This is a genomic window from Sphingobium sp. DEHP117, assembly GCF_030867385.1.
In the GTDB taxonomy this organism is placed as follows: Bacteria; Pseudomonadota; Alphaproteobacteria; order Sphingomonadales; family Sphingomonadaceae; genus Sphingobium.
Map to the genome: position 1 here is coordinate 122,294 of NZ_JAPFBJ010000002.1, position 24,203 is coordinate 146,496.

Consider the following 24,203-nt stretch of genomic DNA (forward strand, 5'->3'; position numbering starts at 1 on the left):
GGGATGCTATCATTCGGCGGCAGGAAGGTAAATCTCGCCGCCTTTCTCGCGGAACTTCTCTGACATTTCGGCCATGCCCTGTTCCGCAGCGGCCTCTGAGCCAGCCGCGATGAACGCATCCGCACTCTGGTTCTGCTTGGCCGCAAACTCCCGCACTTCCTGCGTAATCTTCATGCTGCAGAATTTCGGGCCGCACATGGAGCAGAAGTGGGCGGTCTTCGCGCCTTCTGCGGGCAAGGTCTGGTCGTGATATTGCTCGGCGGTGTCCGGGTCTAGCGAGAGGTTGAACTGGTCGCGCCAGCGGAACTCGAAGCGGGCCTTGGAGAGCGCATCGTCCCGCACCTTGGCCGCCGGGTGGCCCTTCGCCAGGTCCGCCGCGTGGGCGGCGAGCTTGTAGGTGACGACGCCGACCTTCACATCATCCCGATCCGGCAGGCCGAGATGCTCCTTAGGCGTGACGTAGCAGAGCATCGCCGTGCCGTACCAGCCGATCATCGCCGCGCCGATGCCCGAGGTGATATGGTCATATCCCGGCGCGATATCGGTCGTGAGCGGGCCGAGGGTGTAGAACGGCGCCTCGCCGCAGACCTCGAGCTGCTTGTCCATATTCTCCTTGATCTTGTGCATCGGCACATGGCCGGGGCCTTCGATCATCACCTGCACGTCCTGTTTCCACGCGCGGTGGGTGAGTTCGCCGAGCGTGTAGAGCTCCGCGAACTGCGCCTCGTCATTCGCGTCCGCTATCGAGCCGGGGCGCAGGCCATCGCCCAGCGAATAGGCGATGTCGTAGGCCTTCATGATCTCGGTGATTTCGTCAAAATGCTCGTAGAGGAAGCTCTCCTTATGGTGCGCGAGGCACCATTTCGCCATGATGCTGCCGCCCCGGCTGACGATGCCGGTGACGCGCTTCGCCGCGAGCGGCACGTAAGGCAGGCGCACGCCCGCGTGGATGGTGAAATAGTCGACGCCCTGCTCGGCCTGCTCAATCAGCGTATCGCGGAAGATTTCCCACGTCAGCTCCTCGGCGATGCCGCCGACTTTTTCGAGCGCCTGATAGATCGGCACCGTGCCGATGGGGACGGGGCTGTTGCGGATGATCCACTCGCGCGTGTCGTGGATGTTGCGGCCGGTGGAGAGGTCCATCACCGTGTCCGCGCCCCAGCGGATCGACCAGACCATCTTGTCGACCTCGCTCGCGACGTCCGACGCGACGGCGGAGTTGCCGATGTTGGCGTTGATCTTCACCAGGAAGTTGCGGCCGATCGCCATCGGCTCGGTCTCTGGGTGGTTGATGTTGCTGGGGATGATCGCGCGGCCACGGGCGACTTCGTCCCGCACGAATTCCGGCGTGACATAATCGGGGATGGCGGCGCCGAAGCTCTCGCCATCGCGGACGTATTCGCGCAAGCGTTCGCGGCCCAGGTTCTCGCGCTCCGCCACATATTCCATCTCGGGCGTGATGATGCCGCGGCGGGCATAGTGCATCTGGGAGACGTTGGCGCCCGGCTTGGCGCGCAAGGGACGCTGGACGACATTGGGGAAGGGGCGGACTCCACCGGAGCGATCCGGCCCGAGCTGCCCGTTATCCTCCGGCTTCACCGCGCGGCCGTCATAGGCCTCGACATCATTGCGCGCCATGATCCACTCGCGCCGCAGCTGGGGCAGGCCGGCCATGATGTCGATATGGGCTTGCGGATCGGTATAGGGGCCGGAGGTGTCATAGACGCGGATCGAGGGCTCTCCGCCAGCCAGATCGATCTCGCGCATAGCGACGCGGATGCCGCTGCCCGAATGCGCGGCGACATGCACCTTGCGGCTGCCTCTTATGGGGCCGGTGGTGACGCCAATCTCTGCCTTTGCGGGAAGGTCTGCCATGGTCATTCTCCTCGGAGATCGGGAGAGAGAATGACCGCTGCGGCATGCCCTCCCTCCGACCGTATTAACGGTTTCAGGTTCAGCGGGTCGCAGGACGTTACGCCTGCCTCTCAGCCACATGGCTCCCCGGGGATGGCCAATGTGTATGCCTCGACACCGGCAATGTCCAGCCGGAGAGTTTAACACATGCGTGCGGAAAGACCGTATCCCTCGATTAGGCGACTTACAGTAACCGCCCGTATAAAAACCCGAATTTGCCAAGGATAATGCAATATTAACCAACCCAAATCATATAATAGACAAACTAAAGCTTGCCTGGAGAGAAGTATGAAACGCTCGTCCATCAGGTTCAAGGTTCAGCTTACGTTTGGGCTGTTGCTGGCTGTTGCCGCCAGTTGGGCGCTCGCGAGCCACATTGTTAACCGGGAGATCACGAACGCAATGCGCCAGATGGTGCAGGCATCCGCACTGCTGCGCAACCAGACCGACACGGACATGGAGCATGACGCGATCCGGGGCGATGTGCTCGGCATCCTTGCCGCGCAGACCGTGCCAAGCCTCAACGCCCCGGCGCTGGCGCAGTCGCTGAAGGAACGCGTCACCAACTTCCGCGAATTCTACGACGCGACTTTGACCTATGACCAGTCCAAGGCGGTGACGGACAGCGCAACCGGCGTGAAGGCGGATGTGGAGATGTATCTCACCAGTGCAGAGCAGATCGCCGAGGCGGCGCTGGCCAGCCAGCCTGTCTCGCCCGATGCCTTGAGCCAGTTCAACGCCAAGTTCAAGGCGCTGGAGGGCAGTCTTGGGGGCGTGTCAGACGCTATCGAGACGCATGTGGCCGAGACACGCTCTCATGCGGGCGACGCGGCACGGCGCGGCAATTATGTCACTTATGCCTGTCTGCTGCTGATCGTCGGCACGATCCTGTTCGTCTGGCGCAGCTTCGCAAAGCAGTTCCTGCGCCCGATCTTCGAGATCAAGGGCGCGGTGGAGCAGCTGACCCGGCGCGACCTCGATATCACGATCGAGGCGACAGAGCGCGGAGATGAGCTGGGCGAGCTGGGCGAGGCCGTCTATGGCATGCGCGATCAGATTGCCGAAGCCGTTGCCGCCCGCAAGGCGCAGGAGGAGGAGATCGTTCACACCATCGGCAGCGCGCTCGCCCGCCTCGCCAGCGGCGACCTCTCCAGCCGCATCGAGACGGAGCTGAAGGGCGCGTTCGCTAGCCTCAAGGACGATTTCAACCAGGCGGTGCATCAGCTTTCCGCCGTGTTGAGCACCGTGCACCAGTCGACCGACAAGATGCTGACCAGCGCGGAGGAGATCAACCGCTCCGCAGACGACCTGGCCCGCCGCAACGAGCAGCAGGCAGGCAGCATCAGGGCGATCGCCGACGCCATTTCCGACGTATCGGAAAAGGTCGCCGCCTCGGCCAAGTCAGTGCGTGCGGCGCAAACGGCCGTGAAAGACGTGAACGGCGCGGTGGCGCAGGGCGGCACCGTGATCCAGCGCGCGGTCGAGGCGATGGACAAGATCGAAACCTCCTCGCGCGCGATCGACAGCATCATCTCCGTCATCGACGGCATCGCCTTCCAGACCAACCTTCTGGCGCTCAACGCGGGGGTCGAGGCGGTGCGCGCGGGCGAGGCCGGCAAGGGCTTCAACGTCGTCGCCAGCGAGGTGCGCGCACTCGCGCAACGGTCTGCCGACGCCGCGCACGAAATCAAGCAGCTCATCTCCAACAGCTCCTCTCAGGTCGAAACCGGGGTCAAGCTCGTGCGCGAGGCGGGAGACTCGCTGGAGGCCATCCTCGCCAGGGTCATGGAAATCTCGACCGTGATGGAAAGCGTTACCAGCAGCGCGACAGAGCAGGCCGGGTCCTTGAGCGCGATCGACGGCAGCGCCCACGACATTCAGGGCATCACCCAGCAAAACGCCGCCGCGACCGAGCAGGTCACCGCCGTGACGCGTATGGTGGTTGATGTGACACGCGATGTCGTAAGCCAGCTTTCGAGTTTTACCTTGGATTCAAACTCTGCAGCTAAAGACCACCGCAGGAGGCTCGCGGCATGAAGGGTTTTTGGTTTAGTTCTCTGTTCTCACTGGCCCTCGCCATGGCCATCTCGCCTGCCGCCTCGGCGGAGGACAGCGCCCCGGCATCGCAGACAGATGCCGTGCGCATAGACACGTCCTACACGTCCGATGTAGCCGCCACCCTCTCTGGCGGCACGGACAAAAAGGCGCGTTACCTCGGCAATGTCGACCTGACCGCAGACATCGACCTCGACCGGCTGCTCGGCTGGCGCGGCGGGCGGGCTTTCATCTATGGCCTAGGCAATTTCGGCAAGCGCCCCAATGACAGCGCAGGCACGCTGGAGGGCGTCAACAATATCGAGGTGGGCAAATCCGCCGCGCGGTTGTTCGAGGCCTGGGTGGAGCAAGACCTGGGCAGCGCCAGCCTGCGCGCTGGCCTCTATGACCTCAACAGCGAGTTCTACGCGAGTGACAGCGCCGGGCTGCTGATCGCGCCGCCGTTCGGCATCGGCTCCGAGCTGGCGGCGACCGGCGCGAATGGTCCTTCGATCTTTCCATCGTCCGCACTCGCCGTGCGCCTGCGTGCTGACATCGACGGCGGCAATGGCTATGTGCAGGCGGCCGCCTTCAACGCGCGCGCGCAGACATGGGGCGACCATGGCGGCATCGACACCAGCTTTGACGACGGCGTGCTGCTGATCGGCGAGGCGGGCCACGAAATCGGCCCGGCGCGCCTGAGCCTCGGCGCCTGGACCTATACCAAGCGCCAGGAGGATGGCTTCGCCACCGATGCCGCAGGCGACCCGCTGATGCGCAGGGCGTGGGGGATATACGGCATGATGGAGGCGCATGTCTTCGGCAGCGAAGACAGCCCAAGCCTCGACGCCTTCCTGCGCGGCGGCGCGTCTGACGGGCGGACGAGCGACTTTTCGTGGGCTGCGCACACCGGCCTGCTGTATGGCCCCGTATGGCCGGGGCGCGACGACAGCGCGCTTTCCCTAGCCCGGCTTATTCATCGGGCTTGGTCAGAAGGGTTGGCGGGAGTGGTGTAAGCGATTGCTTTGATGTAGGAAAATGGGTGTCTAGACCAGTCCTGCAGCGAGGCAATTTATGCCACGGGCCACACCCGCCGGGAGCGATGATAGCGCGCCGGGATTTTCGTTTCCAGCGATCGGGCGCAAGAAGATCACAGCCGCGTTCGACGGAGGTCGGCTCACCTCGGATGGCGGTGTTCTGCTGCTGGCACAGGCCGAGCGCGCGATGGGGCTTTGCCGGCGGCTTGCGGCTTGCATTGCCGATCCGCGGGACCCTGTGCGGGTGATCCATCGCCTTGATGACATCCTGCGTGCCCGGGTGTTCGCGATCGCCTGCGGCTATGAAGACGCCGATGATCTCGACGCTCTGCGCGACGATCCGGGCTTCCGCCTGGCGCTGGGCAAGCTGCCGGGATCGGGCGCGGGGCTGGCCAGCCAACCGACGATGAGCCGGTGGGAAAATGCGCCGACCACACGCGAGCTGGCCAGGATGATGGCCGCGATGATCGACATCTACTGCACCAGCTACCCCGCCGCGCCGGCGGCGGTGACGCTGGATATCGATGACACCTGTGACGTTGTTCATGGCTATCAGCAGCTCTCCTTCTGGAACGGGCATCATGGCGAGCGCTGCTTCCTGCCGATCCATGTCTACGACACTGCCACCGGCCGACCGGTGGCGATGCTGCTGCGCACCGGCAAGACACCGTCGGGCGCCGAAGCTGCCGGCCACATCCGGCGCCTGGTGCGCCATCTGCGCCGGCACTGGCCCGAAACGCACATCACCATCCGCGGCGACGGGCACTATGGCCGGCCCGAGGTCATGGCCTTCTGCGAGGCGGCCGGCGTCGACTACGTGTTCGGCCTGCCGACCAACGCCGCGCTGCGTGCTGATCCCGAAATCGTCGCTGCCGCCGATGCCTGCGCGGTTAAGCGGGCTCAGCGCCAATATCCGGTCCTGCGCAACTATGCCGAGACCCGCTACGGCGCGAAGAGCTGGAAGTGCCAGCGCCGCGTCGTCGCCCGGATCGAGGCCAGCACGCTGGGCATGGACATCCGCTATGTCGTCACCTCGCTGGCCGAAGGTTCGGCTGAGCATATCTACGACACCCTCTACTGCGCGCGCGGCAACGCCGAGAACCTGATCAAGCGCCACAAGACCCAGCTTGCCAGCGATCGTACCTCGTGCCGCTCAGCCAATGCTAACCAGATGCGCCTCATCCTGCACACCGCCGCCTACTGGCTCGTGTGGCGCATCCAGCAGGAAATCCCGAAGGCTGCCGCGCTCGCCACCGCCGAGTTCGCAACGCTGCGCCTGCGGTTGCTCAAGGTCGCCGCCCGCATCATCGAAACCGCTACGCGCATCCGCGTCGCCTTCGCGTCAGCCTGTCCCGATGCCAGCCTGTTCAGAACCATTGCCACCGGCCTCCGGCCGGCACCCACATAACCAGCGCGGCAGTGCCGCCCAAAGCCCGAGCCCTCGTCCTTCAACCTCGAAAAGCCCATCGATCCTGACGCGGTGAAAAAACCGCCGGAGGAGCTTGCTCTGATCACCCGGCGACCGACAAACCATGCTCGCACGAACCCGGAGCGGAGGCCTCATGAATAGTGCGGGCTAGGGCTGCGCTATGCCCGCACCAGCATACCGTTTCGCGACACCATGCGCGCCGCCGGGGACACCCCCAGTCGCCACGAATACGGCCTTGAGCTGACCTATGCGGACCGGATCGCGCCGTTCCTGATGCTCCAGCCCGACCTCCAGATCGTCGGCGATCCTGGAGGGGTGGCGGGGGCTCCCGCCGCGCTGATCACAACCCTGCGCATCACGATAGAAATGCCGCCGCTGCGGCGCTGAGCCTTTCGGAAGCTGAGGCGGATCGGCATTCAGCCGTGACGGCCTGCAAATATCGGTTCCCCGCGCTTCCGGTGCTCACGTACCTTTAAGTACGCTGCGTTTGACCGAGGCGCGTGACTCGGTCCAAGGGTCACGGAAAACCGACATTTTGTCCTGCGGTCGTCTACGACTCCGTCACGTCATCATCTGAATGTCGATCCGCCCTTAGACCGCCATTGCACTGTAATCTTGCGGGCCTATATGGGCGGACTACAGAAGAGTCCCCCATAGGAGCGCGCGAGTGAGCAAGGTTCTGGTGATAGGCGCGGGCGGCGTCGGTTCGGTCGCTGTCCACAAAATGGCGATGAATGCGGATATTTTTTCCGACATCACGCTGGCGAGCCGCACGCTGTCCAAATGCGATGCCATCGCGCAATCGGTGAAGGAGCGCACCGGCGTCGTCATCAAGACCGCGCAGATCGACGCCGACGATGTCACGGCCACTACTGCGCTGATCAAGCTGTATAGCCCCAAGCTGGTCGTCAACCTCGCGCTGCCTTATCAGGATCTCGCCATCATGGACGCCTGCCTGGCGGCGGGCGTGCATTATATGGACACCGCCAATTACGAGCCGCGTGACGAGGCGCATTTCGAATATAGCTGGCAGTGGGCCTATCAGGACCGGTTCAAGGACGCGGGGCTGATGGCTCTGCTCGGCTCGGGCTTCGACCCTGGCGTCACCTCCGTGTTCGCAACCTACCTCAAGAAGCATTATCTAGACCGGATCGACACGCTCGATATTCTCGACTGTAACGGCGGCGACCATGGCCAGCATTTCGCCACCAACTTCAACCCGGAAATCAACATCCGCGAAGTGACCGCGCCTGCCCGCCACTGGGAAAACGGCGAGTGGGTGACGACGCCCGCACTTTCCCACAGGCAGACGTTCGATTTCGAGGCGGTTGGCCCCAAGAACATGTACCTCATGTATCATGAGGAGCTGGAAAGCCTCGCGAAGCACCTGCCGGAGATCAAACGCATCCGCTTCTGGATGACCTTTGGCGACGCGTATCTCAAGCACCTCGAGGTGTTGCAGAATGTCGGCATGACGCGGATCGACCCGGTGATGTATGAAGGCAAGGAGATCATCCCGCTCCAGTTCCTGAAAGCCGTTTTGCCCGAACCCTCGACCTTGGGCGCGACGACCAAGGGCAAGACCAACATCGGCGACATCGCCACCGGCATCGCCAAGGATGGATCGGCCAAGACCTACTATATCTACAACATATGCGACCATGAGGAGGCGTTTGCCGAGACCGGCAATCAGGCGGTGAGCTATACCACCGGCGTGCCCGCGATGATCGGCGCGGCGATGATCCTCACCGGTGCCTGGGGAGGCGCAGGCGTGTTCAACATGGAGCAGATGGACCCCGACCCCTATATGGACATGCTGAACAGGCACGGCCTGCCGTGGAAGGTGAAGGAGCTGGATGGGCCGCTGGCGTTCTGATCTCCGGCGGGCTATCGCTCGGCGATGACCTGGAACGTGCTTGCTCCCATCGCTCTGCTCGTCGCCTCGAATGTTTTCATGACATTCGCGTGGTACGGGCATCTGGGCTCGCCGCAGCGGGCGCTCTGGCTGGCGATCCTGCTGAGCTGGGGCATCGCGCTGTTCGAATATTGCCTGGCGGTGCCCGCCAACAGGATCGGTGCGCGGGTCTATTCGGTCGCCGAGCTGAAGACGATGCAGGAGGTGATCACGCTCTGCGTGTTCGCGGCATTCGCGACCTTCTACCTTGGCGAGAGACTGACGATCAATCATGCGGTCGGCTTCGCGTTTATCGCGATCGGCGCGTTCTTCATCTTCAAGGGACCATTGGGGCAGGCATAAACCATGGAAACTCGCGCGGGTGACCCCGGCGCCTTTGCGCGCTTCGATCTTAGTTCCGTCCCCTCGCCCGCCTTCGTGGTGGACGAGGCGGCGGTGCGGCGCAACCTTGCCATCCTCGCCGATGTGCGGGACCGCGCGGGAATCAAGCTGCTCTCCGCGCTGAAGGCGTTCTCGATGTGGTCGCTGGGGCCGGTCATCGCGGAATATCTCGATGGCGTGTGCGCGTCAGGCCTCTATGAGGCGCGGCTGGGTAAAGAAGAGTATCGCGGCGAGGTGGCGACCTATTGCGCGGGATACAAGGCAGAGGACCTGCCCGAAATCTGCGCGCTGTCCGATCACATCATCTTCAACTCGCCGGGCCAGCATGCGCGCTTCAAGCCCATCCTCGATGCCGCGCGCGCGGCGGGGCACAGCTTTGACGTGGGCCTGCGCATCAACCCGCTGCATGCCGAGGGCGAGGTCGCGAAATATGACCCGTGCCAGCCGCACAGCCGCCTCGGCTTTCCGGTGGACCAGCTCACATCAGAGCATCTGGATGACGTTGACGGGCTGCATTTCCACTCGTTGTGCGAGCAGGATTTCGTGCCGCTGAGGCGCACATGGGAGGCGCTGGAACCCCGCATCACGCCGCATTTCCTGCGCCTCAAATGGCTGAATTTCGGTGGTGGGCATCATATCACCCGCGCGGATTATCAGCGCGAGGAACTGATCGCGTTTTTGCGCGATGTGAAGGCGCGTACGGCTTGCGAACTGTATCTGGAACCGGGTGAGGCGGTCGCGCTCGATGCCGGTATTCTCGTTGGCGAGATATTGGACGTGATCGACAACGGCATGCCGGTTGCGATCACCGATATTTCCGCGACCTGCCACATGCCCGACGTGATCGAGGCGCCCTATCGCCCGGCGATGCTGCACGAGGCATCAGACGGCCCGGCGACTCGATTGGGCGGCCCGTCCTGCCTCGCGGGTGACATTATCGGCGACTATCGATTCGGCGGACTGCCTGCGGTCGGCCAGCGGTTCGCGTTTCTCGACCAGGCGCATTATTCGATGGTCAAGACCAACACGTTCAACGGCGTCCCCCTGCCCGCGATCTGGCTGTGGAACAGCGAAACCAATGATTTGCGCGCCATACGGACCTTCGATTACGACGAATTCAAGCGCCGTCTTTCCTGAGTTTCGGCCCGTCACGGAATCTTAAGCGCGGTACTTTACACGGACCCCCCTTCGCCATATATCGTGCGTCCGCTGCCCCATGGGACTTCCACCGCAAGGCAGCTTGTTTTGGCTAATACCCTGGAGGTCCCTTGAATTGCACAAGCATCCTAGCGCGCTGGGGGTAGCAACCGCCCTCAAACCGGCAGCACCGGTAACGCTTATTCGCCCGCAGGCAGCAGCCCGCGCCGCCCGGTTCTTCGCTGAGAAGTTTCCGGGGCGCTCGCTCTATGCCGTGAAGGCGAACCCCTCCCCCGCCCTGCTGCGTACGTTGTGGGAGAGCGGCATCACCCATTATGACGTCGCGTCCATCGCCGAGGTGCGGCTGGTGGCCGAGGTGCTGCCGCAAGCAAAGCTGTGCTTCATGCATCCGGTGAAGGCCGAGGAGGCGATTGCCGAGGCCTATCATGTGCACGGCGTGCGGACCTTCTCGCTCGACACGATGGAAGAGCTGGAGAAGATCGTACGCGCAACTGATGGCGCGGCGGATCTGGAGCTGTGCGTGCGCCTGCGCGTGTCGTCCGACCATGCGCAACTGAGTCTTGCCTCGAAGTTCGGCATCGACCTCAGCGACGCGAAGGAGCTGCTGATGGCCACCCGCCAGGCGGCGGACGCGCTGGGCATCTGTTTCCATGTCGGCAGCCAGGCGATGAGCCCGCATGCCTATACGCAGGCAATCGAGCGCGTGCGCGCCGCCATTGTCGATGCGGCGGTGACGGTGGACATCATCGACGTGGGCGGCGGCTTTCCGTCAATCTATCCGGGCATGGAGCCGCCCGCGCTCGAGCATTATTTCGACGCCATCCACCGCGCGTTCGAAAGCCTGCCGGTGTCCTACTCGTCCGAGCTGTGGTGCGAGCCCGGCCGCGCGCTGTGCGCCGAATACAGCTCGCTGATCGTGCGCGTGGAGCGCCGCCGGGGCGACGAGCTCTATATCAACGACGGTGCCTATGGCGCGCTGTTCGATGCGGCGCATATCGGCTGGCGCTTCCCGGTCAAGCTGCTGCGCGACGGGCATGACAATGACGGCGAGGATGTGATCCCGTTCAGCTTTTATGGTCCGACCTGCGACGACATGGACCATATGGCAGGGCCGTTTCTGCTGCCCGCCGATGTGCAGACGGGAGATTATATCGAAGTCGGCATGCTCGGCGCCTATGGCTGCGCGATGCGCACGGGGTTCAATGGCTTTACCGCCGAGACGCTGGTTGTGGTCGAGGATGCGCCGATGGCGACCCTGTATGACGACGAGCGCGAGGAAGCGCCACGCCGCGACAATGTGGTGAAGCTCGGCAAATAACGGGTGCACGGGCGGCCTTGCTGCCGCCCGGCACCCCCTTTCCGGTGCTGTTGACTTGGACGGCGCGCAGGATCAGTTTCCCGCCCACCGGAAACGGCAGGAGGGACAATAATGATATCACCATTTTCGCACGAGATGCTGGCGCCCGCGGCGGCGCTGGCGCTGTGGACGCTCATCGTCATGCTTTACATGGTCGTGGTGCGCTTCGGGGCATTCAAGACCGCCAATATCGACCTCGCGAAGGTGCCGCCGGGCGGGCGCGGGCAGGATCTGGACAGCGTCTTGCCGAAGCCGGTGAACTGGCCTTCACACAACTACTCGCATCTGCTCGAACAGCCGACTCTGTTCTATCCGATCGTGATCCTGCTGGCGCTGCTCGGCGCGGCGAGCCAGCTCAACATCATCCTCGCATGGGCCTATGTCGGCCTGCGCGTGGTGCACAGCGTCTGGCAGATCAAGGTCAACACAATCCCGGTGCGCGCGAGCATCTTCTTCATTTCCAGTATCGTGCTGATCGTCCTGGCGGTGAATGCCCTCCGCGCAGCATTGGGCTGACCGATCGCCATTCAAGCAGACGCCGGCGGCCCGCTTACTGCAAGGTGGCGGGCTTGTCCGTGTCGGTATGGCCGAAAAACTGCATGAGCTGCATGGCGCGTTCGGCGCGCTCGGCGAGGGTAGTTGCCTCCAACAGCGCCTGCTTGGCCGCGACATCGAAGGGCGCGACCTGCGCCACGCTGTTGACGAAGGTGGTGTCGTCCAGCCGGGACACGGCGGACCAATCGACGATATAGCCGAGATGCTCGGCAAAGCGGCGCGCCTCCTGCTCCAGCGCGGCGCGGGCGACGGCGCTCAGCGCCTCGTCGTCATTCCGCCCTTCCGGCTCGACCTCGGCCTCCACCTGGCGGAACGGCGTTGTGACATCCAGCTCCCGCAGGATGCGAAAGCGGGCCAGCCCCGCAAGGATGATGTTGAACCGCCCGTCCTCCAGCGCCTCGCACTCGGCAATGCGCCCGAGGCAGCCGACCTCGTAAAGGCGCGGCTTCAACCCCTCCTCTGCCGGTTGCACCATGCCGATCAGCCTGTCACGCGCCAGCGCGTCGCTCACCAGCGCCCGATAGCGCGGCTCGAAGATATGCAACGGCAAATGCGCGCCGGGAAACAGCAACGCGCCGGCGAGGGGAAAAAGCGAGATACGCTGCCCGGTCATCGGCGCGGCTCTCCTCCCCCGATCAGGTGAACAATATGGCCGACAGGCGGCGACGCTGGGCAGATACCCAGGGGTCCTCCAGGCCGACCGCCTCGAACAGCTTCAACAGCTGGGTCCGCGCTGCGCCGCCCTCCCAGTCGCGATCACGCGCGATAATTTCCAGCAGCGCATCGGCCGCGGCATCGCGTGCGCCGTTGGCCATCAGCCCGCCCGCCAGCTCGAACCGGGCGGCATGATCATCAGGATCGGCGGCAACCCGCGCTTCTATCGCCGAGAGGTCTGCCACCGGCTTCGCATCGCGCGCGAGCGAGAGGGCAGCGCGCGCCCGCTCTAGCCGTGCATCCTTCGATGCCTCGGCGGGCGCGGCATCCAGCACGGCCTGCGCCTCGTCCAGCCGACCCAGCGCCACCAGCGCGCGCGCATGCCCCGCGATCACCGCTGGATGATCCGGCGCCATGTCCGCAATCTGGGAGAAGATGGACAGCGCACGCTCCGCGTCGCCCTCATCCAGCACCTGCTCGGCCATCGCCACCAGCGGCTCGATCTCCGCCTCCAGCGCCTTCTCGTCCGATTGCACCGGCAGCTGCGCCAGAATCTGGTCCAGCATCTGCTTCAGCTGACCCTCGGTACGCGCCTGGGTAAGATCCGCTACCGGCTGGCCCTGAAACACCGCATAGACCGTGGGGATGCTCTGAACGCGAAACTGGCTGGCGATGAACTTGTTTTCATCGACATTGATCTTCACGAGCTTCACGCCCTTGGGCGCATAGTCGGCGCAGACTTTTTCGATCACAGGCGCAAGCTGTTTGCACGGGCCGCACCATTCGGCCCAGAAATCCACCACCACGAGAGCCGTGCGCGACGGATCGACGACATCCCGCCGGAAATCCTCGACTGCCTTGCGGTCCGCCTCGCTCAACCCCAGCGTAGCCACGTTCTTGCCTCCGATATTGTTCCTGAAGCGGGAGCGCGCGCGCCCGCATATGCTCGCCTATTTGGGGTGCAAAGACGCCCAGCGCAAGCACCCTCGACAATGTTTGGATTCCAGATGCGAAAGGGGCTTGCCGGGCGTGCCGACCGATGCTAGGTGCGCCGCTCACCCGCCGGGATCGCGAGGCTTCACCTTCCGCGTCCGGCCGCCAGAGCGGGCGTAGCTCAGGGGTAGAGCACAACCTTGCCAAGGTTGGGGTCGAGGGTTCGAATCCCTTCGCCCGCTCCATAATTTCAAATACTTAAACCAATTTCGAGCGATACCTAGCAATCATCAGGTAGCGTATAGGTAACACATACTCCTGTGTTGCCATGTTCCGTAGTGAACACTGATTTGAAGACTCCTCCCGATCCTGATAGCGTCAGCCCGCCTGGGTATTGTCGTAACCGGGGCATCGCGATGCTCCCTTCTTAGGGATTATCGTGATGAGGATACTATCAAAGCGCCAAGTGAAGGAGTTGGTTCTGTATTCACCGCAGCACGTCGCACGATTGGAAAAGGCCGGGCAATTCCCCAAGCGGGTTCACCTTGGCCCCAGCCGAGTGGGGTGGGTTGAGGCTGAAATATTGGACTGGCTCCAGAAACGGTTGGATCGCCGCGAAGCGCCTACCCGACACTCCTCTTGAAGGAGCGGGTGGTCGGGATTGCAAGCTCGGCCACCCTTTTGAGGTAGTATGTTGATTGTCGCTGAGAGTTGACCCGGGAGGGTTATAAATTTCCACTGAGATTTGACCCATGTTGAACTCATCCCTGGCTTTGATGAGCGAGGGATCATGGAGTGTTGGACATGGCGTTATTGAGCATTATTCGGCGCTGGCATTTGCGCGATCATTTACCGATCCGGGAGATAGCGCGACGCACGGGACTATCCCGTAATACCATCCGTAAATATCTGCGTGCAGGGACTGTGGAGCCCCGGTTCAAGGTGCCGGAGCGGCCGAGCAAGCTGGATCCGTTTGCCGAACGATTATCGGCATGGCTGAAGCGGGAGATGGGACGCCCGCGCAAGCAGAAGCGCACGATGAAGCAGTTGCACGCCGATCTGGTCGCGCTGGGTTATGACGGTTCCTATGGCCGGGTTGCTGCCTTTGCACGAGCCTGGCGCGACGATTACCGGCAAGCGCAGCAGATGAGCGGTCGCGGCACCTATGTGCCGTTGGCGTTCGCGCCGGGAGAAGCGTTCCAGTTCGACTGGAGCGAGGACTGGGCGATCATCGACGGGGTACGCACCAAGTTGCAGGTGGCGCACTTCAAGCTCAGCCACAGCCGGGCCTTTCTGGTGCGGGCCTATTTGTTGCAGACGCACGAGATGCTCTTCGACGCCCATAATCACGCGTTCCGTGTGCTGGGTGGCGTTCCGCGCCGGGGCATTTACGACAATATGCGCACCGCCGTCGACAAGGTCGGGCGCGGCAAAGAGCGGACCGTCAATGCCCGCTTTCTGGCGATGGTCAGCCACTACCTGTTCGAGGCCGAGTTCTGCAACCCGGCAGCAGGATGGGAGAAAGGCCAGGTCGAGAAGAACGTTCAGGACGCCCGCCATCGCCTGTGGCAACCTGTCCCTCAGGCTGAGAGCCTTGATGCGCTCAACCTGTGGCTCGAACAGCGCTGCAGGGCCTTGTGGCAGGAGATACCGCACGGGATCGAGCCGGGTTCGGTCGCGGACGCGTGGGCCGACGAAGTGCAAAGCCTGATGCCGATGGGCAGGCTGTTCGATGGCTTTGTGGAACTGGGCAAGCGCGTCTCGCCGACCTGCCTCGTCCATCTGGACCGGAACCGCTACAGCGTACCGGCATCCTTCGCCAATCGGCCCGTGTCATTGCGGATTTACCCTGACCGTATTCTGGTCGCTGCCGAAGGTCAGGTGATATGCGAGCACCAGCGCATCATCGATCGGTCGCATCATCTGCCGGGCCATACTGTCTATGACTGGCGCCATTATCTCGCCGTCGTCCAGCGCAAGCCCGGAGCGTTGCGCAACGGTGCGCCGTTCCTCGAGATGCCCGATGCCTTCCGGCGGTTGCAGACGCATCTGCTGCGCACCCCTGGTGGCGACAGAGAGATGGTCGAGATCCTGTCACTGGTGCTCCATCATGACGAACAGGCCGTGCTGACTGCGGTCGAACGGGCACTGGAGGCTGGCGTCCCGACCAAGACCCATATCCTCAACCTGCTGCATCGGCTGCTCGACGGAAAGCCCACCGCTACGCCGCCGGTGACGGCACCGCAGGCATTGAGGCTGGTCAGTGAACCAATGGCCAATGTCGAACGCTATGATGCGCTGCGTCGGGAGACACGCCATGCGTCATGATCCTGCCAGTGGCGCTATCGTCGTGATGCTCCGAAGCCTTAAGATGCACGGTATGGCACAGGCCGTTACCGATCTCATGGCACAGGGATCGCCGGCGTTCGAAGCCGCCGTGCCCATGCTCTCACAGTTGCTCAAAGCCGAGACGGCCGAACGGGAGGTGCGCTCCGTCGCCTATCAACTCAAGGTCGCGCGGTTCCCGGCCTATCGCGATCTTGCCGGCTTCGACTTTGCCAGTAGCGAGATCAACGAGGCGCTGGTTCGTCAGCTCCATCGTTGCGATTTTATCGACGTTGCCGACAATGTCGTGCTGGTTGGCGGCCCGGGCACCGGAAAGACCCATGTCGCCACCGCGCTCGGTGTGCAGGCCATCGAACATCACAGGAAGCGGGTGCGGTTCTTCTCCACTGTCGAACTGGTCAACGCCCTCGAACAGGAAAAAGCGCAAGGCAGGGCCGGACAGATCGCTAATCGGCTCGTGCACTCCGATCTCGTGATCCTCGATGAGCTGGGCTATCTGCCGTTCAGTGCATCAGGCGGCGCATTGCTGTTCCACCTGCTCAGCAAACTCTATGAGCGCACCAGCGTCGTCATCACCACCAACCTCAGCTTCAGTGAATGGGCCAGCGTGTTCGGCGATGCCAAAATGACCACCGCTCTCCTCGATCGCCTCACCCATCACTGCCACATCCTCGAAACCGGAAACGACAGCTTCCGCTTCAAAAATAGCTCTGCCCAGCAGGCAAAACCAGAAAAGGAGAAAACATCATCTTGACCCACAGGACGTAACCGAAACATATATCCGAGACGGGTCACTTCTCAGTGAAAATCCCGGGTCAACTCTCAGCGACCATCAACAGACACGGCCATTCGCTATCTTACGGATTCGGCTTTACCGATAACTGACATCGCGGCAAAAATCGGCTTTAGCGAGACGTCCGTATTCTCCCGGCGATGCAAAGAGTGGTTCGGCACTTCTCCCAGCCAGATACGGCGCAACGCCAAACAGACTGGGCAGCCTGCGACGCTCGAAGATTACAGCGCAGCTGATCGCGCGGAACTGCTCCACCGCATCAGAGAGCTGGAACTAGAGGTGGAACGCTTGCGCAACGCGCTGGAGACGTAAGTCTTCGGCAAAACATCGCTTCGTTGTCAGTCTTCGGCAAGCTCAGGACAGGCCTTTTTGGAACGATGCTCTCGAACCGTCCAGCGTCCTGTTTTGTCAAACAATAGAGCCTTTAAGACAAGCCTCGCAAGCCAAGATGACTATGCGATAATCAGTGGATTAGGCTGGCAGTCGACTAATCGCGTCGGCCAGATCGATCATCTGGAGCGCTGAACCGAATGATGAACACCGGCCATCTCGCGTCCCGTCCCGCGCATGTACCTGCAGAGCTCGTTTTCGATTTCGATCTCTACAACCTCCCGGGGGCGGCAGAGGATGTCCAGGCTGCGTTTGCGGCATTTCAGCAACGCGCACCTGACATCTTTTGGACGCCGCATAATGGTGGCCACTGGGTGGCCACCCGGGCAAATGACATTGTGCAGATGCAGCTCGACCACCGCCACTTTTCGCACAATCAGATCGCGGTTCCGGCATTTCCGCCCGGTACACCCCTGGTTATTCCTATCAACCTCGATCCGCCTGAACATACCGGTTATCGGCGGCTGCTTAATCAATATATGGTGCCGTCGGCCATAACGAAGCTCGAAGCGCGGGTCCGCCAGGTTGCTATTGATGCAATTGAGCGCTTGGTACCCCAGGGCGAATGCGAGTTCATACAGGATTTCTCGCAAGTCCTGCCGATCGACGTTTTCTTGTCTCTCGTCGATCTGCCGATTGATGCAAAGAAAGGGCTGCTGCCCATCGCCGAGCAGGTAACGCGCGGAGAGACGCAGGAAATCCGTGTGAGCGGACAGGCGAAGATGTTCGAACATCTCAATGACTGGGTTCAATCCAGGCGCGACAACCCCGGCAGCGATCTGCTGAGCCAGATCGTCACGTGGGAGATTGACGGAAAGCGCATCGGCGAAGCTGAGGCCATATCCTACGCAGCGGCGATCTTTTTTGGTGGCCTCGACACGGTTGCCGGTATGTCGGGATTTATCGCATTGTTCTTAGCCCGCAATCCTGGGCATCGTCGGCAGCTTGCTGCACGCCTTGACGACGCGGCATTCATGAAGAACGCCGTAGAGGAACTTTTCCGCCGGCACGGCCTGGCCAACACGGCACGCCTGATCACTGAAGATCTCGAATTTGGCGGTGTACAGTTCAAGGCTGGCGATCTTGTCCTGCCGGCCAATGTCTTCGTTGGCCTGGACGAGCGGATAAACCCCGACCCCCTCACCGTGGATTTCAACAGGGAAAAGCCTGTCCACGCCATCTTCGGAAACGGCCCGCATGCCTGTCCCGGCGCTACATTGGCGAGACGGGAGATTCGCATCTTCCTGGAAGAGTGGCTGGCGCGTATCCCCGATTTCTCCGTCAAGCCCGGCACGACCCCGGTCATGTCCTCGGGCGTGGTCAGCGGCATTCAGCGGCTGGAGCTGGTTTTTTCATGATTGCCTCTCAAACCTGCGCCACGACGGCGTGAGCCTGATCAAAATCCGCAGCACGCGGATCCGACCATTGGCTTACTCCGCGACGACGCACGATGAGTGCCCCAAAAGTGCGACCTTGAGCGCGCTGCGTTAAATCTGACGCAGCGCGCTCTGTTTGTCTGTTATCGCATCGTTTGGCCCCATCCGGGCCCCACTGATGCGTACGACGCTCGAGCGGCGATAAACACCAATAATCAGTCGTCGCACTGGCCAGTGCCTACAGTGCGTTACGCGCTCTGATGACGTCAGCAAATTCTTCCTGCATGACCTTGGGGACGATGAACTTTTCCGTTCTGTCGATCTGTTGGATATGCGAGGCGATTTCCTCTGCTGTCGCATTCTTGCGATAGTCCGACACCCAACCTTCGCTGATTGCGGTAAAAACACGCGAGAAGCGCCCGCCGGTGGCAGCGTATGCCTGTTGATTCACCTGGCATTCTCGACTGGCAAGATATGTCACCATAGGAACGACATAACCAAGGCTTATTTCCGGGTCGAAAAGAGCCTCCCATCCCTCCGGCGCCTGATCGTGGAAATCCGGTGGAAATTCATTGGCTTCACGACCCAGGCGGGTGAACGCAGAGGGAAGTACGCAGTTGGTCCGAACCCCATGCTTTGCGCCTTCACGGGCAAGATTGTTCATCAACCCGACGACGCCGGCCTTTGCCGCTCCGTAGTTGCTCTGCCACAAAGACCCGTACATGCCCGCAGACGAGCTGATCAGCACGATACGGCCATATTGCTGCTGCTTCATAAGCCTGAAAGCGGGTTGGCCGAGAAAATAGCAGCCCATGAGGTGCACATCGATAATTTCTCGGATGGCAGTTTCGGAGAGTTGCTCGAACGGACCGTTGCGCAGGAATCCCGCGTTGTGAACAAGAACGTCGACCCGGCCGAAATTCTTCACTGCACAATCGATGATCGCATCGCCGCCCGCACGGACTGCGCAACTGAAGTTCGCTGCCACAGCACGGCCGCCTGAAGCGCGAATTTCCTCTGCCACCACATCTGCGGGATTGGGCTCTCCCGCCGACCTGGCCGCAAGATCGTTTACCACCACGCAAGCACCACGGCGGGCAAGGTCCTTTGCATAGGCCGCGCCCAGCCCTCCGCCAGCCCCCGAAACCACTGCAACCTGGCCGTCAAATCGAATTACATTATTGTCGTCACCCATTGCTTTAATCTCCACATATTCGCTGTGACATGGGGGTCATTATTGTATTTCGGCGCCTCTCAGATGACCTATCAGGCAGGACCGCTTTGGAGCCTTCCAATGGGGTCCGATCTTGCAATTGACGTGCATCCTGCCCCTCATCGGCGAGGATCACGCTAACTGCCGGTGAACCTCGCCAATCTTCTTGCCGTCTTCGAAATAGCCGAGGCCGTAATCTCCCTTGATCGTTGTGCGCAGCATTCTGCGTTCGTACTTGGGGTTATAGCCTTCGACTGCATGCAGCATCCGCCAATTGTCCCAGATCACCATGTCGGACGTGTTCCACTCGTGCCAGTAGACGTGCTCGGCAGAGCATAGCGCGTTGAGGGTACGGCAAACCTCATCCAAAAAGGCGTCCCCTTCGGCGTCTTCGCGTCGCTCCATGCCGACGGACATCCAAGGTCCGATGTGAAGCACCTTTTCACCAGTCTTGCGCGTCCACACTGCGGGATGCATGGCGCGAGGGAACCTCGCAGCTTCGAGGAGCAAGGCGGGAGTTTGCGCCGCTTCGCTGATGACTTTGAAATCCACGCCGAAACGCATAGTGCCGAGCCGGGTGTCGAGCGTGTAGATGATATTCTGGTTTTCCAGTCCGTCGCGTAGATGCTTCGGAAACCGGGAATATAGATCGATACCGTCGGCAAAACCCGTCCTGCCCTCTTCGGGTGCCACGATCGCCGCGCGCAGCACACCCGCACGATTCAGCTCATCATTGTAGCAATGATCAAAGTGCCATGGAGAATAGCAGGCAATGCGCCGCCCGTTCCGCTCAACAAGGCAGTCTTCTTCCGGATTTTCGCGTGGCTTGTAATGCATGTCTATTATGCCGAGCGCCGCATCTGCGGCGTCTTTATCCCGAGGTGTTGACTGGGAAGGATGCTCCTTTAGCGGACCGAAGATTTTGCTGAGCTCCACCTGCATCTTCGAGGTAGAATCCATACCTTCGAACACGATCATTCCGCGCGTCTCGAATATCTCGATTATCTGCGCCCGAATCGCCTGGTCAAAGATGTTGTCCCAGGTCACACCGGCAATCCGTGACCCGAAGGCGAGGTTTTCCGCTAAATCGCGAACATGAATTTCAGCCATTAGTCTCTCCAGTGTTTTTGCCGTGACGTTTGGAAACCGAGATCGGGTGTCGACCTCTAGAGCGCGCTGCGTTCAATCTGACGCAAGCCGCGCGCTCTATCTTTCTGTTGTCGCATCGTGTTGGCCAAAAACCGGTTCCCACCCTCCGGCTTCGCTCAGGACAGGCTTTTTGGCACGATGCTCTGGTTCGCCGCCGACAATCCGCTTGCGGCTCAGAATTTTGGAAGCTGGCCCATGGACGACCGCTCGCGGGCAGTCTGCCGGTCGGGCTGTCATCGCTGAGACCGTGGACCCCATTTTTGCTGGCGGCCATTACAAGTTGCCGTCTGCGCGATCGGACAGCCACCCGAATGCGGGTTGACGGAAAACCAGAGGCCCTCAACCCGCAAGATTTCACCGTTCCAGTCATCATGACCTAACTGGATCAGGTCCTGCAAATATTCGCGGCAATGCCGGACTTTAATTTGATATTACGGAACAAAATGTGTCAGTTGAGACAGCTGAATACGCCAAGGAAACGGCGGGGCGCCACATGGGCGGCGGTTTCATCATTGTTCTAGGGGCTGTGGGGATTCAGTCCATATAGGCCTGCAAAGCGCTATTTTCTGCGCTTCGGTGCTCACGTACCTTTAAGTACGCTGCGTTGAAACGAGTCACGTGCCTCGTTTCAAGATGCTCGAAAATCCCCCTTTTGCCCTGCGGTCGCCTGCGGCCCCGGCTCTATCTGAACTGAATCCCCACGGCCCCTAGAGCGCTTTCCGATCTCAATGAAACAGATCAACCGCTCCAGGCTATTGTTTTACCGCGATTTCTAGAGCATCGTGCGCAAAAGTGGGAACCGATTTTGCGCCAAAACGATGCGTTAAAACAAAAACTTGGAGCGCGCTGCGTCAAATCTGATGCATGACGCGCGCTCTATCCTTGTCTTGTCGCATGGTTTTGCCAAAGACCGGTTCCCACCCTTCGACAAGCTCAAGGCAGGCCTTTCTGGCACTATGCTCTAAGACGATGCCACCCACCCGGGGGTCGCAGCCGGGTGAGTGGCACAGAGTTCGCGCGAATGACCGGCAATAAGCCGATTACCCCCTGTTAGAAGCGAATGCCTGCCGTCACACCGAATGACAGTGGCTCACCGAGAGGTGAATAGGTGTCAACCGTGGTGGGACGATAGTGGATCAGGAATTTCTCATCCAGCAGGTTTTTGCCCCACAAACGCGCGTAATATGTGTTGCTGGGATCCGTCCATGTGACCGAAGCATTCAGCATCACGAAACTGCCTTGACGGGCACGCTGCTGGTTCGCGCGATTTGCATAAGGCGTGTTCTGGAGCAACGACGCATTGTTCCCGAAGTTCGCCGGATTATTTGCAACCCAACCGCCCCAGATAGACGGATCGGTGACGACATAGCTATCCGTGTACTTCGCATTCACAGCCATGAGCAACCCGCCCTCGCCGTTGGGGATCAGGTAGTCGGCTCCCAGCACCGCGGTAAAGTTGGGCGCGCGAGCCATCTGATCGCCCGAAATATCCTGGGCGAGCGAAACGTTCTTGAATGTCTTCAGCGGATCGCTGTTCGTGTTGAAACCGGTGACCGCAGGATTGACCCCGGTACCGCTGTAAATGAAGCCCTTGCCATAGCGAGCGTGCAGCCACGTCGCGCCGGCATGCACATTGAAGTTTTCGACGACTTCGTAGTCGAAACTGGCCTCCGCGCCGTAGATTTCAGCGCTGGGAGCATTCTGCAAAATGGTGAAGATACTGGTGCCGGAGACCACTGTGTTGGACACCTGCAAGTTCTTGTAATCATAATAGAAGCCTGCGACCTCGGCGCGAAGGCGACTGCCTGCATGCTTGAACCCGACCTCATACGCGTCGACTGTCTCCTGTTTGGCATCGCGATACAGGCTCGGCGCGCCCACAATCCCACCTCCACTTGTGGGAACGTTGGATGGCCATTCTCCGCTTCGGAAACCCTTGGAATAGGAAACGTAAACACTCGTACGCGGCTCGATTTCGTAACGGATCGATGCGCGAGGCGTGAACTTTTTGTATTTGGAAGCGAATTCAGTACCAGTCGCGGCCTCGTAAGCTTTCGTGTCGTAGACCAAGCCGACCGGGTTGGACGGGCTGATACGGAGAGGACTGGTTCGCCGGACATATACGTCCTGCGTTTCCTCGCTGTAGCGACCACCGGCATTGATGCTCAGTCGATCACCCAAATGGAAAGTCGCGTCGGCGTAGGCGGCCCAGGCCTCCTTCGTTCGATTGAATACCTCGTCCCTGTAGAACACCGAATATTGCGACAGCGGCACCTCGACTGCCGGGTTAAAAGACGTCGGTCCTAGGTAGAACGTCGCCGGGCCAGGATAAGAGGTCTTGATATTGATATACTGCGCACCCACCAGCAGATCGAGGTTGTCAATCGCGGATATCGAGTAATCCAGGGTCTGCTGCCAGCTGCGGTCCCGCTGTTTGTTGGTGAAATATTGGGCGGGAACATAGCTTCCGTCTGGGTCGAATGGAGTGTCGACCGTTGTATTTGTGTATGCGGAGATGGATCGCAGTTCGCCGATGCCGGTTTCCAGCTTCAGCTTCAAGAAACCTTCGTTCTGTTTCACGTTGATCTTGGATTTGAGATCGAACGCCGCTCCGCCCAACTTGGTCGGCGTCGTGCCGCCTGAAGCAGCCGAAGGGACGGTCACGTTTTCAAAATGGGTGAAGTTGTTCGCGTTGGGATCATCGACATGCGTGTAGGCATATCCAGCCGTGGCCGAAAAGCTGTCGCTGAATTCGAAGTACAGCTTTGCGCGAATGGCATCCTGATCGATGCCAAGCGTGCGCCCGTCGAATTTGCCAGGTTGGGTGCGGCTGGCCTTCTTGATCCAGCCGTCGGTCCGGCGAATATAACCGGCGAGACTGACTCCAACCTGATCGCTAATCGGTCCGGATACGAAGGCGCTGGCGCGCTTGTCGTCGAAGCGAGCATAGGTCAACTCGACCTTGCCGGTCCACTTCTTCCCTGGATCGATTGTCGAAATCAGGATCGCACCGCCTGTTGCATTTCTTCCGTACAGCGTGCCCTGCGGCCCTTTCAGAACCTGGACGTTCTGAATGTTCGGCATGTCGATATTGAGGGCGGCGGGCAGGGTCTGGTAGACGTCGTCAATATAGACGGCGACGTTGTTCTCGAAAGCGCCCGCATTTGTCGTGGTGATGCCGCGAATTGCCGGCTGCGGAACGGTGCCGCCGTTGCCGAGCTGGTAACCTGTCGTAACGTTGGCGAGATCGCGAACGTTGTTGACATTGGCCTTGGCGAGGCTTTCCGGCGTCAGCACCGTAACAGTCATCGGCACATCTTCCAGCGCCTCTGTCCGGCGCTGCGCGGTGACGACGATGATCGAATCGTCGACGACTTCGGTTTCAGCCGGCGCCGCAGTTGCCTCCGCCGCAAGCCCAGGCGCCGCCATGATAACAGGCGACAGCGCGGTGGCCGCCAGAGCCCCGGCGCGCCAAATCCTGCTGAACAGCCGTCCGGTCCCTTCGGCGGCCGACATTTTGCAATGCGGTGAATAATTCATGATATCCTCCCCGTTTCGAATTCATCGCC

General features: G+C 61.1%; 20 protein-coding genes, 1 tRNA gene and 1 riboswitch. Of the genes, 15 read left to right on the forward strand and 6 right to left on the reverse strand.

From position 1 onward, the window contains the following. Window positions 1-9: 9 nt before the first annotated feature. A complete protein-coding gene (gene thiC, locus OOT33_RS07670; protein WP_307749425.1) occupies window positions 10-1,875 on the reverse strand; it encodes a phosphomethylpyrimidine synthase ThiC in 1,866 nt (621 codons plus the stop codon). 33 nt (window positions 1,876-1,908) lie between these two features. Continuing rightward, a riboswitch (TPP riboswitch) is annotated at window positions 1,909-2,014 on the reverse strand. A 188-nt stretch (window positions 2,015-2,202) separates the two neighbouring features. Between thiC and OOT33_RS07675 the strand changes: the two genes are divergently transcribed. The 9 genes from OOT33_RS07675 (at window position 2,203) to OOT33_RS07715 (ending at window position 11,741) form a co-directional block, all read left to right on the forward strand. Beyond that, a complete protein-coding gene (locus tag OOT33_RS07675) occupies window positions 2,203-3,951 on the forward strand; it encodes a methyl-accepting chemotaxis protein (protein ID WP_307749426.1) in 1,749 nt (582 codons plus the stop codon). Continuing rightward, on the forward strand, window positions 3,948-4,964 hold the full coding sequence (locus OOT33_RS07680) for a carbohydrate porin (protein ID WP_307749427.1): 1,017 nt from the start codon (window positions 3,948-3,950) through the stop codon (window positions 4,962-4,964). The genes OOT33_RS07675 and OOT33_RS07680 overlap by 4 nt, the downstream gene beginning before the upstream one ends. Before the next feature lie 58 nt (window positions 4,965-5,022). Next, window positions 5,023-6,393 carry an IS1380 family transposase gene (locus OOT33_RS07685; protein ID WP_307748129.1) on the forward strand — a complete coding sequence of 457 codons (1,371 nt, stop codon included), beginning with the start codon at window positions 5,023-5,025 and terminating at the stop codon, window positions 6,391-6,393. Window positions 6,394-6,567: 174 nt separating this feature from the next. After that, window positions 6,568-6,801: a carbohydrate porin gene (locus OOT33_RS07690; protein ID WP_307750333.1), complete on the forward strand. Its 234-nt coding sequence runs from the start codon at window positions 6,568-6,570 to the stop codon at window positions 6,799-6,801. Window positions 6,802-7,081: 280 nt separating this feature from the next. Next, a complete protein-coding gene (locus tag OOT33_RS07695) occupies window positions 7,082-8,290 on the forward strand; it encodes a saccharopine dehydrogenase C-terminal domain-containing protein (RefSeq protein ID WP_307749428.1) in 1,209 nt (402 codons plus the stop codon). Window positions 8,291-8,314: 24 nt separating this feature from the next. After that, window positions 8,315-8,671, forward strand: coding sequence for a DMT family protein (locus OOT33_RS07700; protein WP_307749429.1), 357 nt, complete (start codon window positions 8,315-8,317; stop codon window positions 8,669-8,671). A gap of 3 nt (window positions 8,672-8,674) precedes the next feature. Beyond that, window positions 8,675-9,847: a carboxynorspermidine decarboxylase gene (locus OOT33_RS07705; RefSeq protein WP_307749430.1), complete on the forward strand. Its 1,173-nt coding sequence runs from the start codon at window positions 8,675-8,677 to the stop codon at window positions 9,845-9,847. A 136-nt stretch (window positions 9,848-9,983) separates the two neighbouring features. Continuing rightward, on the forward strand, window positions 9,984-11,186 hold the full coding sequence (locus OOT33_RS07710; protein WP_307749431.1) for a type III PLP-dependent enzyme: 1,203 nt from the start codon (window positions 9,984-9,986) through the stop codon (window positions 11,184-11,186). A gap of 111 nt (window positions 11,187-11,297) precedes the next feature. Continuing rightward, the gene (locus tag OOT33_RS07715; RefSeq protein ID WP_307749432.1) at window positions 11,298-11,741 is read left to right on the forward strand and encodes an MAPEG family protein; all 444 of its coding nucleotides are present in this window, start codon (window positions 11,298-11,300) and stop codon (window positions 11,739-11,741) included. Window positions 11,742-11,775: 34 nt separating this feature from the next. Here the strand turns inward: OOT33_RS07715 and OOT33_RS07720 are convergent, their stop codons facing one another. Both OOT33_RS07720 and OOT33_RS07725 read right to left on the reverse strand, forming a co-directional pair. Next, on the reverse strand, window positions 11,776-12,393 hold the full coding sequence (locus OOT33_RS07720) for an LON peptidase substrate-binding domain-containing protein (RefSeq protein WP_307749434.1): 618 nt from the start codon (window positions 12,391-12,393) through the stop codon (window positions 11,776-11,778). Between the two features lie 22 nt (window positions 12,394-12,415). Next, on the reverse strand, window positions 12,416-13,327 hold the full coding sequence (locus OOT33_RS07725) for a tetratricopeptide repeat protein (protein ID WP_307749435.1): 912 nt from the start codon (window positions 13,325-13,327) through the stop codon (window positions 12,416-12,418). A 210-nt stretch (window positions 13,328-13,537) separates the two neighbouring features. On the opposite strand from OOT33_RS07725, the gene OOT33_RS07730 reads away from it, so the two are divergent. The 6 genes from OOT33_RS07730 to OOT33_RS07745 all read left to right on the forward strand — a co-directional run bounded on the left by OOT33_RS07730 (window position 13,538) and on the right by OOT33_RS07745 (window position 18,254). Further along, a tRNA-Gly gene (locus OOT33_RS07730) sits at window positions 13,538-13,612 on the forward strand. 197 nt (window positions 13,613-13,809) lie between these two features. Further along, a complete protein-coding gene (locus OOT33_RS17870) occupies window positions 13,810-14,010 on the forward strand; it encodes a helix-turn-helix transcriptional regulator (protein ID WP_373690534.1) in 201 nt (66 codons plus the stop codon). A 161-nt stretch (window positions 14,011-14,171) separates the two neighbouring features. Further along, window positions 14,172-15,695: an IS21 family transposase gene (gene istA, locus OOT33_RS07735; RefSeq protein WP_307748224.1), complete on the forward strand. Its 1,524-nt coding sequence runs from the start codon at window positions 14,172-14,174 to the stop codon at window positions 15,693-15,695. Then, window positions 15,685-16,467: an IS21-like element helper ATPase IstB gene (istB, locus tag OOT33_RS07740; RefSeq protein ID WP_307748225.1), complete on the forward strand. Its 783-nt coding sequence runs from the start codon at window positions 15,685-15,687 to the stop codon at window positions 16,465-16,467. The genes istA and istB overlap by 11 nt, the downstream gene beginning before the upstream one ends. A 93-nt stretch (window positions 16,468-16,560) precedes the next feature. Continuing rightward, window positions 16,561-16,818 carry a helix-turn-helix domain-containing protein gene (locus OOT33_RS17875; protein ID WP_373690564.1) on the forward strand — a complete coding sequence of 86 codons (258 nt, stop codon included), beginning with the start codon at window positions 16,561-16,563 and terminating at the stop codon, window positions 16,816-16,818. A 218-nt stretch (window positions 16,819-17,036) separates the two neighbouring features. After that, on the forward strand, window positions 17,037-18,254 hold the full coding sequence (locus tag OOT33_RS07745) for a cytochrome P450 (protein WP_307749436.1): 1,218 nt from the start codon (window positions 17,037-17,039) through the stop codon (window positions 18,252-18,254). Between the two features lie 256 nt (window positions 18,255-18,510). On the opposite strand, the gene OOT33_RS07750 is transcribed toward OOT33_RS07745, so the two are convergent. The 3 genes from OOT33_RS07750 to OOT33_RS07760 form a co-directional block, all read right to left on the reverse strand. Continuing rightward, window positions 18,511-19,467 (reverse strand): SDR family NAD(P)-dependent oxidoreductase, encoded by a 957-nt coding sequence (locus OOT33_RS07750; protein WP_307749437.1) that lies wholly within the window; start codon window positions 19,465-19,467, stop codon window positions 18,511-18,513. Window positions 19,468-19,617: 150 nt separating this feature from the next. After that, window positions 19,618-20,595, reverse strand: a complete 978-nt coding sequence (locus OOT33_RS07755) for a TauD/TfdA family dioxygenase (protein WP_307749438.1) — start codon at window positions 20,593-20,595, stop codon at window positions 19,618-19,620. A 1,089-nt stretch (window positions 20,596-21,684) separates the two neighbouring features. Then, window positions 21,685-24,174 carry a TonB-dependent receptor domain-containing protein gene (locus OOT33_RS07760; RefSeq protein ID WP_307749439.1) on the reverse strand — a complete coding sequence of 830 codons (2,490 nt, stop codon included), beginning with the start codon at window positions 24,172-24,174 and terminating at the stop codon, window positions 21,685-21,687. Between the last annotated feature and the right edge of the window lie 29 nt (window positions 24,175-24,203).

Coding starts and splice junctions, on each gene's coding strand:
- thiC (WP_307749425.1), bottom strand. CDS start 1,875: ATGGCAGACCTTCCCGCAAAGGCAGAGATTGGCGTCACCACCGGCCCC.
- OOT33_RS07675 (WP_307749426.1), top strand. CDS start 2,203: ATGAAACGCTCGTCCATCAGGTTCAAGGTTCAGCTTACGTTTGGGCTG.
- OOT33_RS07680 (WP_307749427.1), top strand. CDS start 3,948: ATGAAGGGTTTTTGGTTTAGTTCTCTGTTCTCACTGGCCCTCGCCATG.
- OOT33_RS07685 (WP_307748129.1), top strand. CDS start 5,023: ATGCCACGGGCCACACCCGCCGGGAGCGATGATAGCGCGCCGGGATTT.
- OOT33_RS07700 (WP_307749429.1), top strand. CDS start 8,315: ATGACCTGGAACGTGCTTGCTCCCATCGCTCTGCTCGTCGCCTCGAAT.
- OOT33_RS07705 (WP_307749430.1), top strand. CDS start 8,675: ATGGAAACTCGCGCGGGTGACCCCGGCGCCTTTGCGCGCTTCGATCTT.
- OOT33_RS07715 (WP_307749432.1), top strand. CDS start 11,298: ATGATATCACCATTTTCGCACGAGATGCTGGCGCCCGCGGCGGCGCTG.
- OOT33_RS07720 (WP_307749434.1), bottom strand. CDS start 12,393: ATGACCGGGCAGCGTATCTCGCTTTTTCCCCTCGCCGGCGCGTTGCTG.
- OOT33_RS17870 (WP_373690534.1), top strand. CDS start 13,810: ATGAGGATACTATCAAAGCGCCAAGTGAAGGAGTTGGTTCTGTATTCA.
- istA (WP_307748224.1), top strand. CDS start 14,172: ATGGCGTTATTGAGCATTATTCGGCGCTGGCATTTGCGCGATCATTTA.
- istB (WP_307748225.1), top strand. CDS start 15,685: ATGCGTCATGATCCTGCCAGTGGCGCTATCGTCGTGATGCTCCGAAGC.
- OOT33_RS07745 (WP_307749436.1), top strand. CDS start 17,037: ATGATGAACACCGGCCATCTCGCGTCCCGTCCCGCGCATGTACCTGCA.
- OOT33_RS07750 (WP_307749437.1), bottom strand. CDS start 19,467: ATGGGTGACGACAATAATGTAATTCGATTTGACGGCCAGGTTGCAGTG.
- OOT33_RS07755 (WP_307749438.1), bottom strand. CDS start 20,595: ATGGCTGAAATTCATGTTCGCGATTTAGCGGAAAACCTCGCCTTCGGG.
- OOT33_RS07760 (WP_307749439.1), bottom strand. CDS start 24,174: ATGAATTATTCACCGCATTGCAAAATGTCGGCCGCCGAAGGGACCGGA.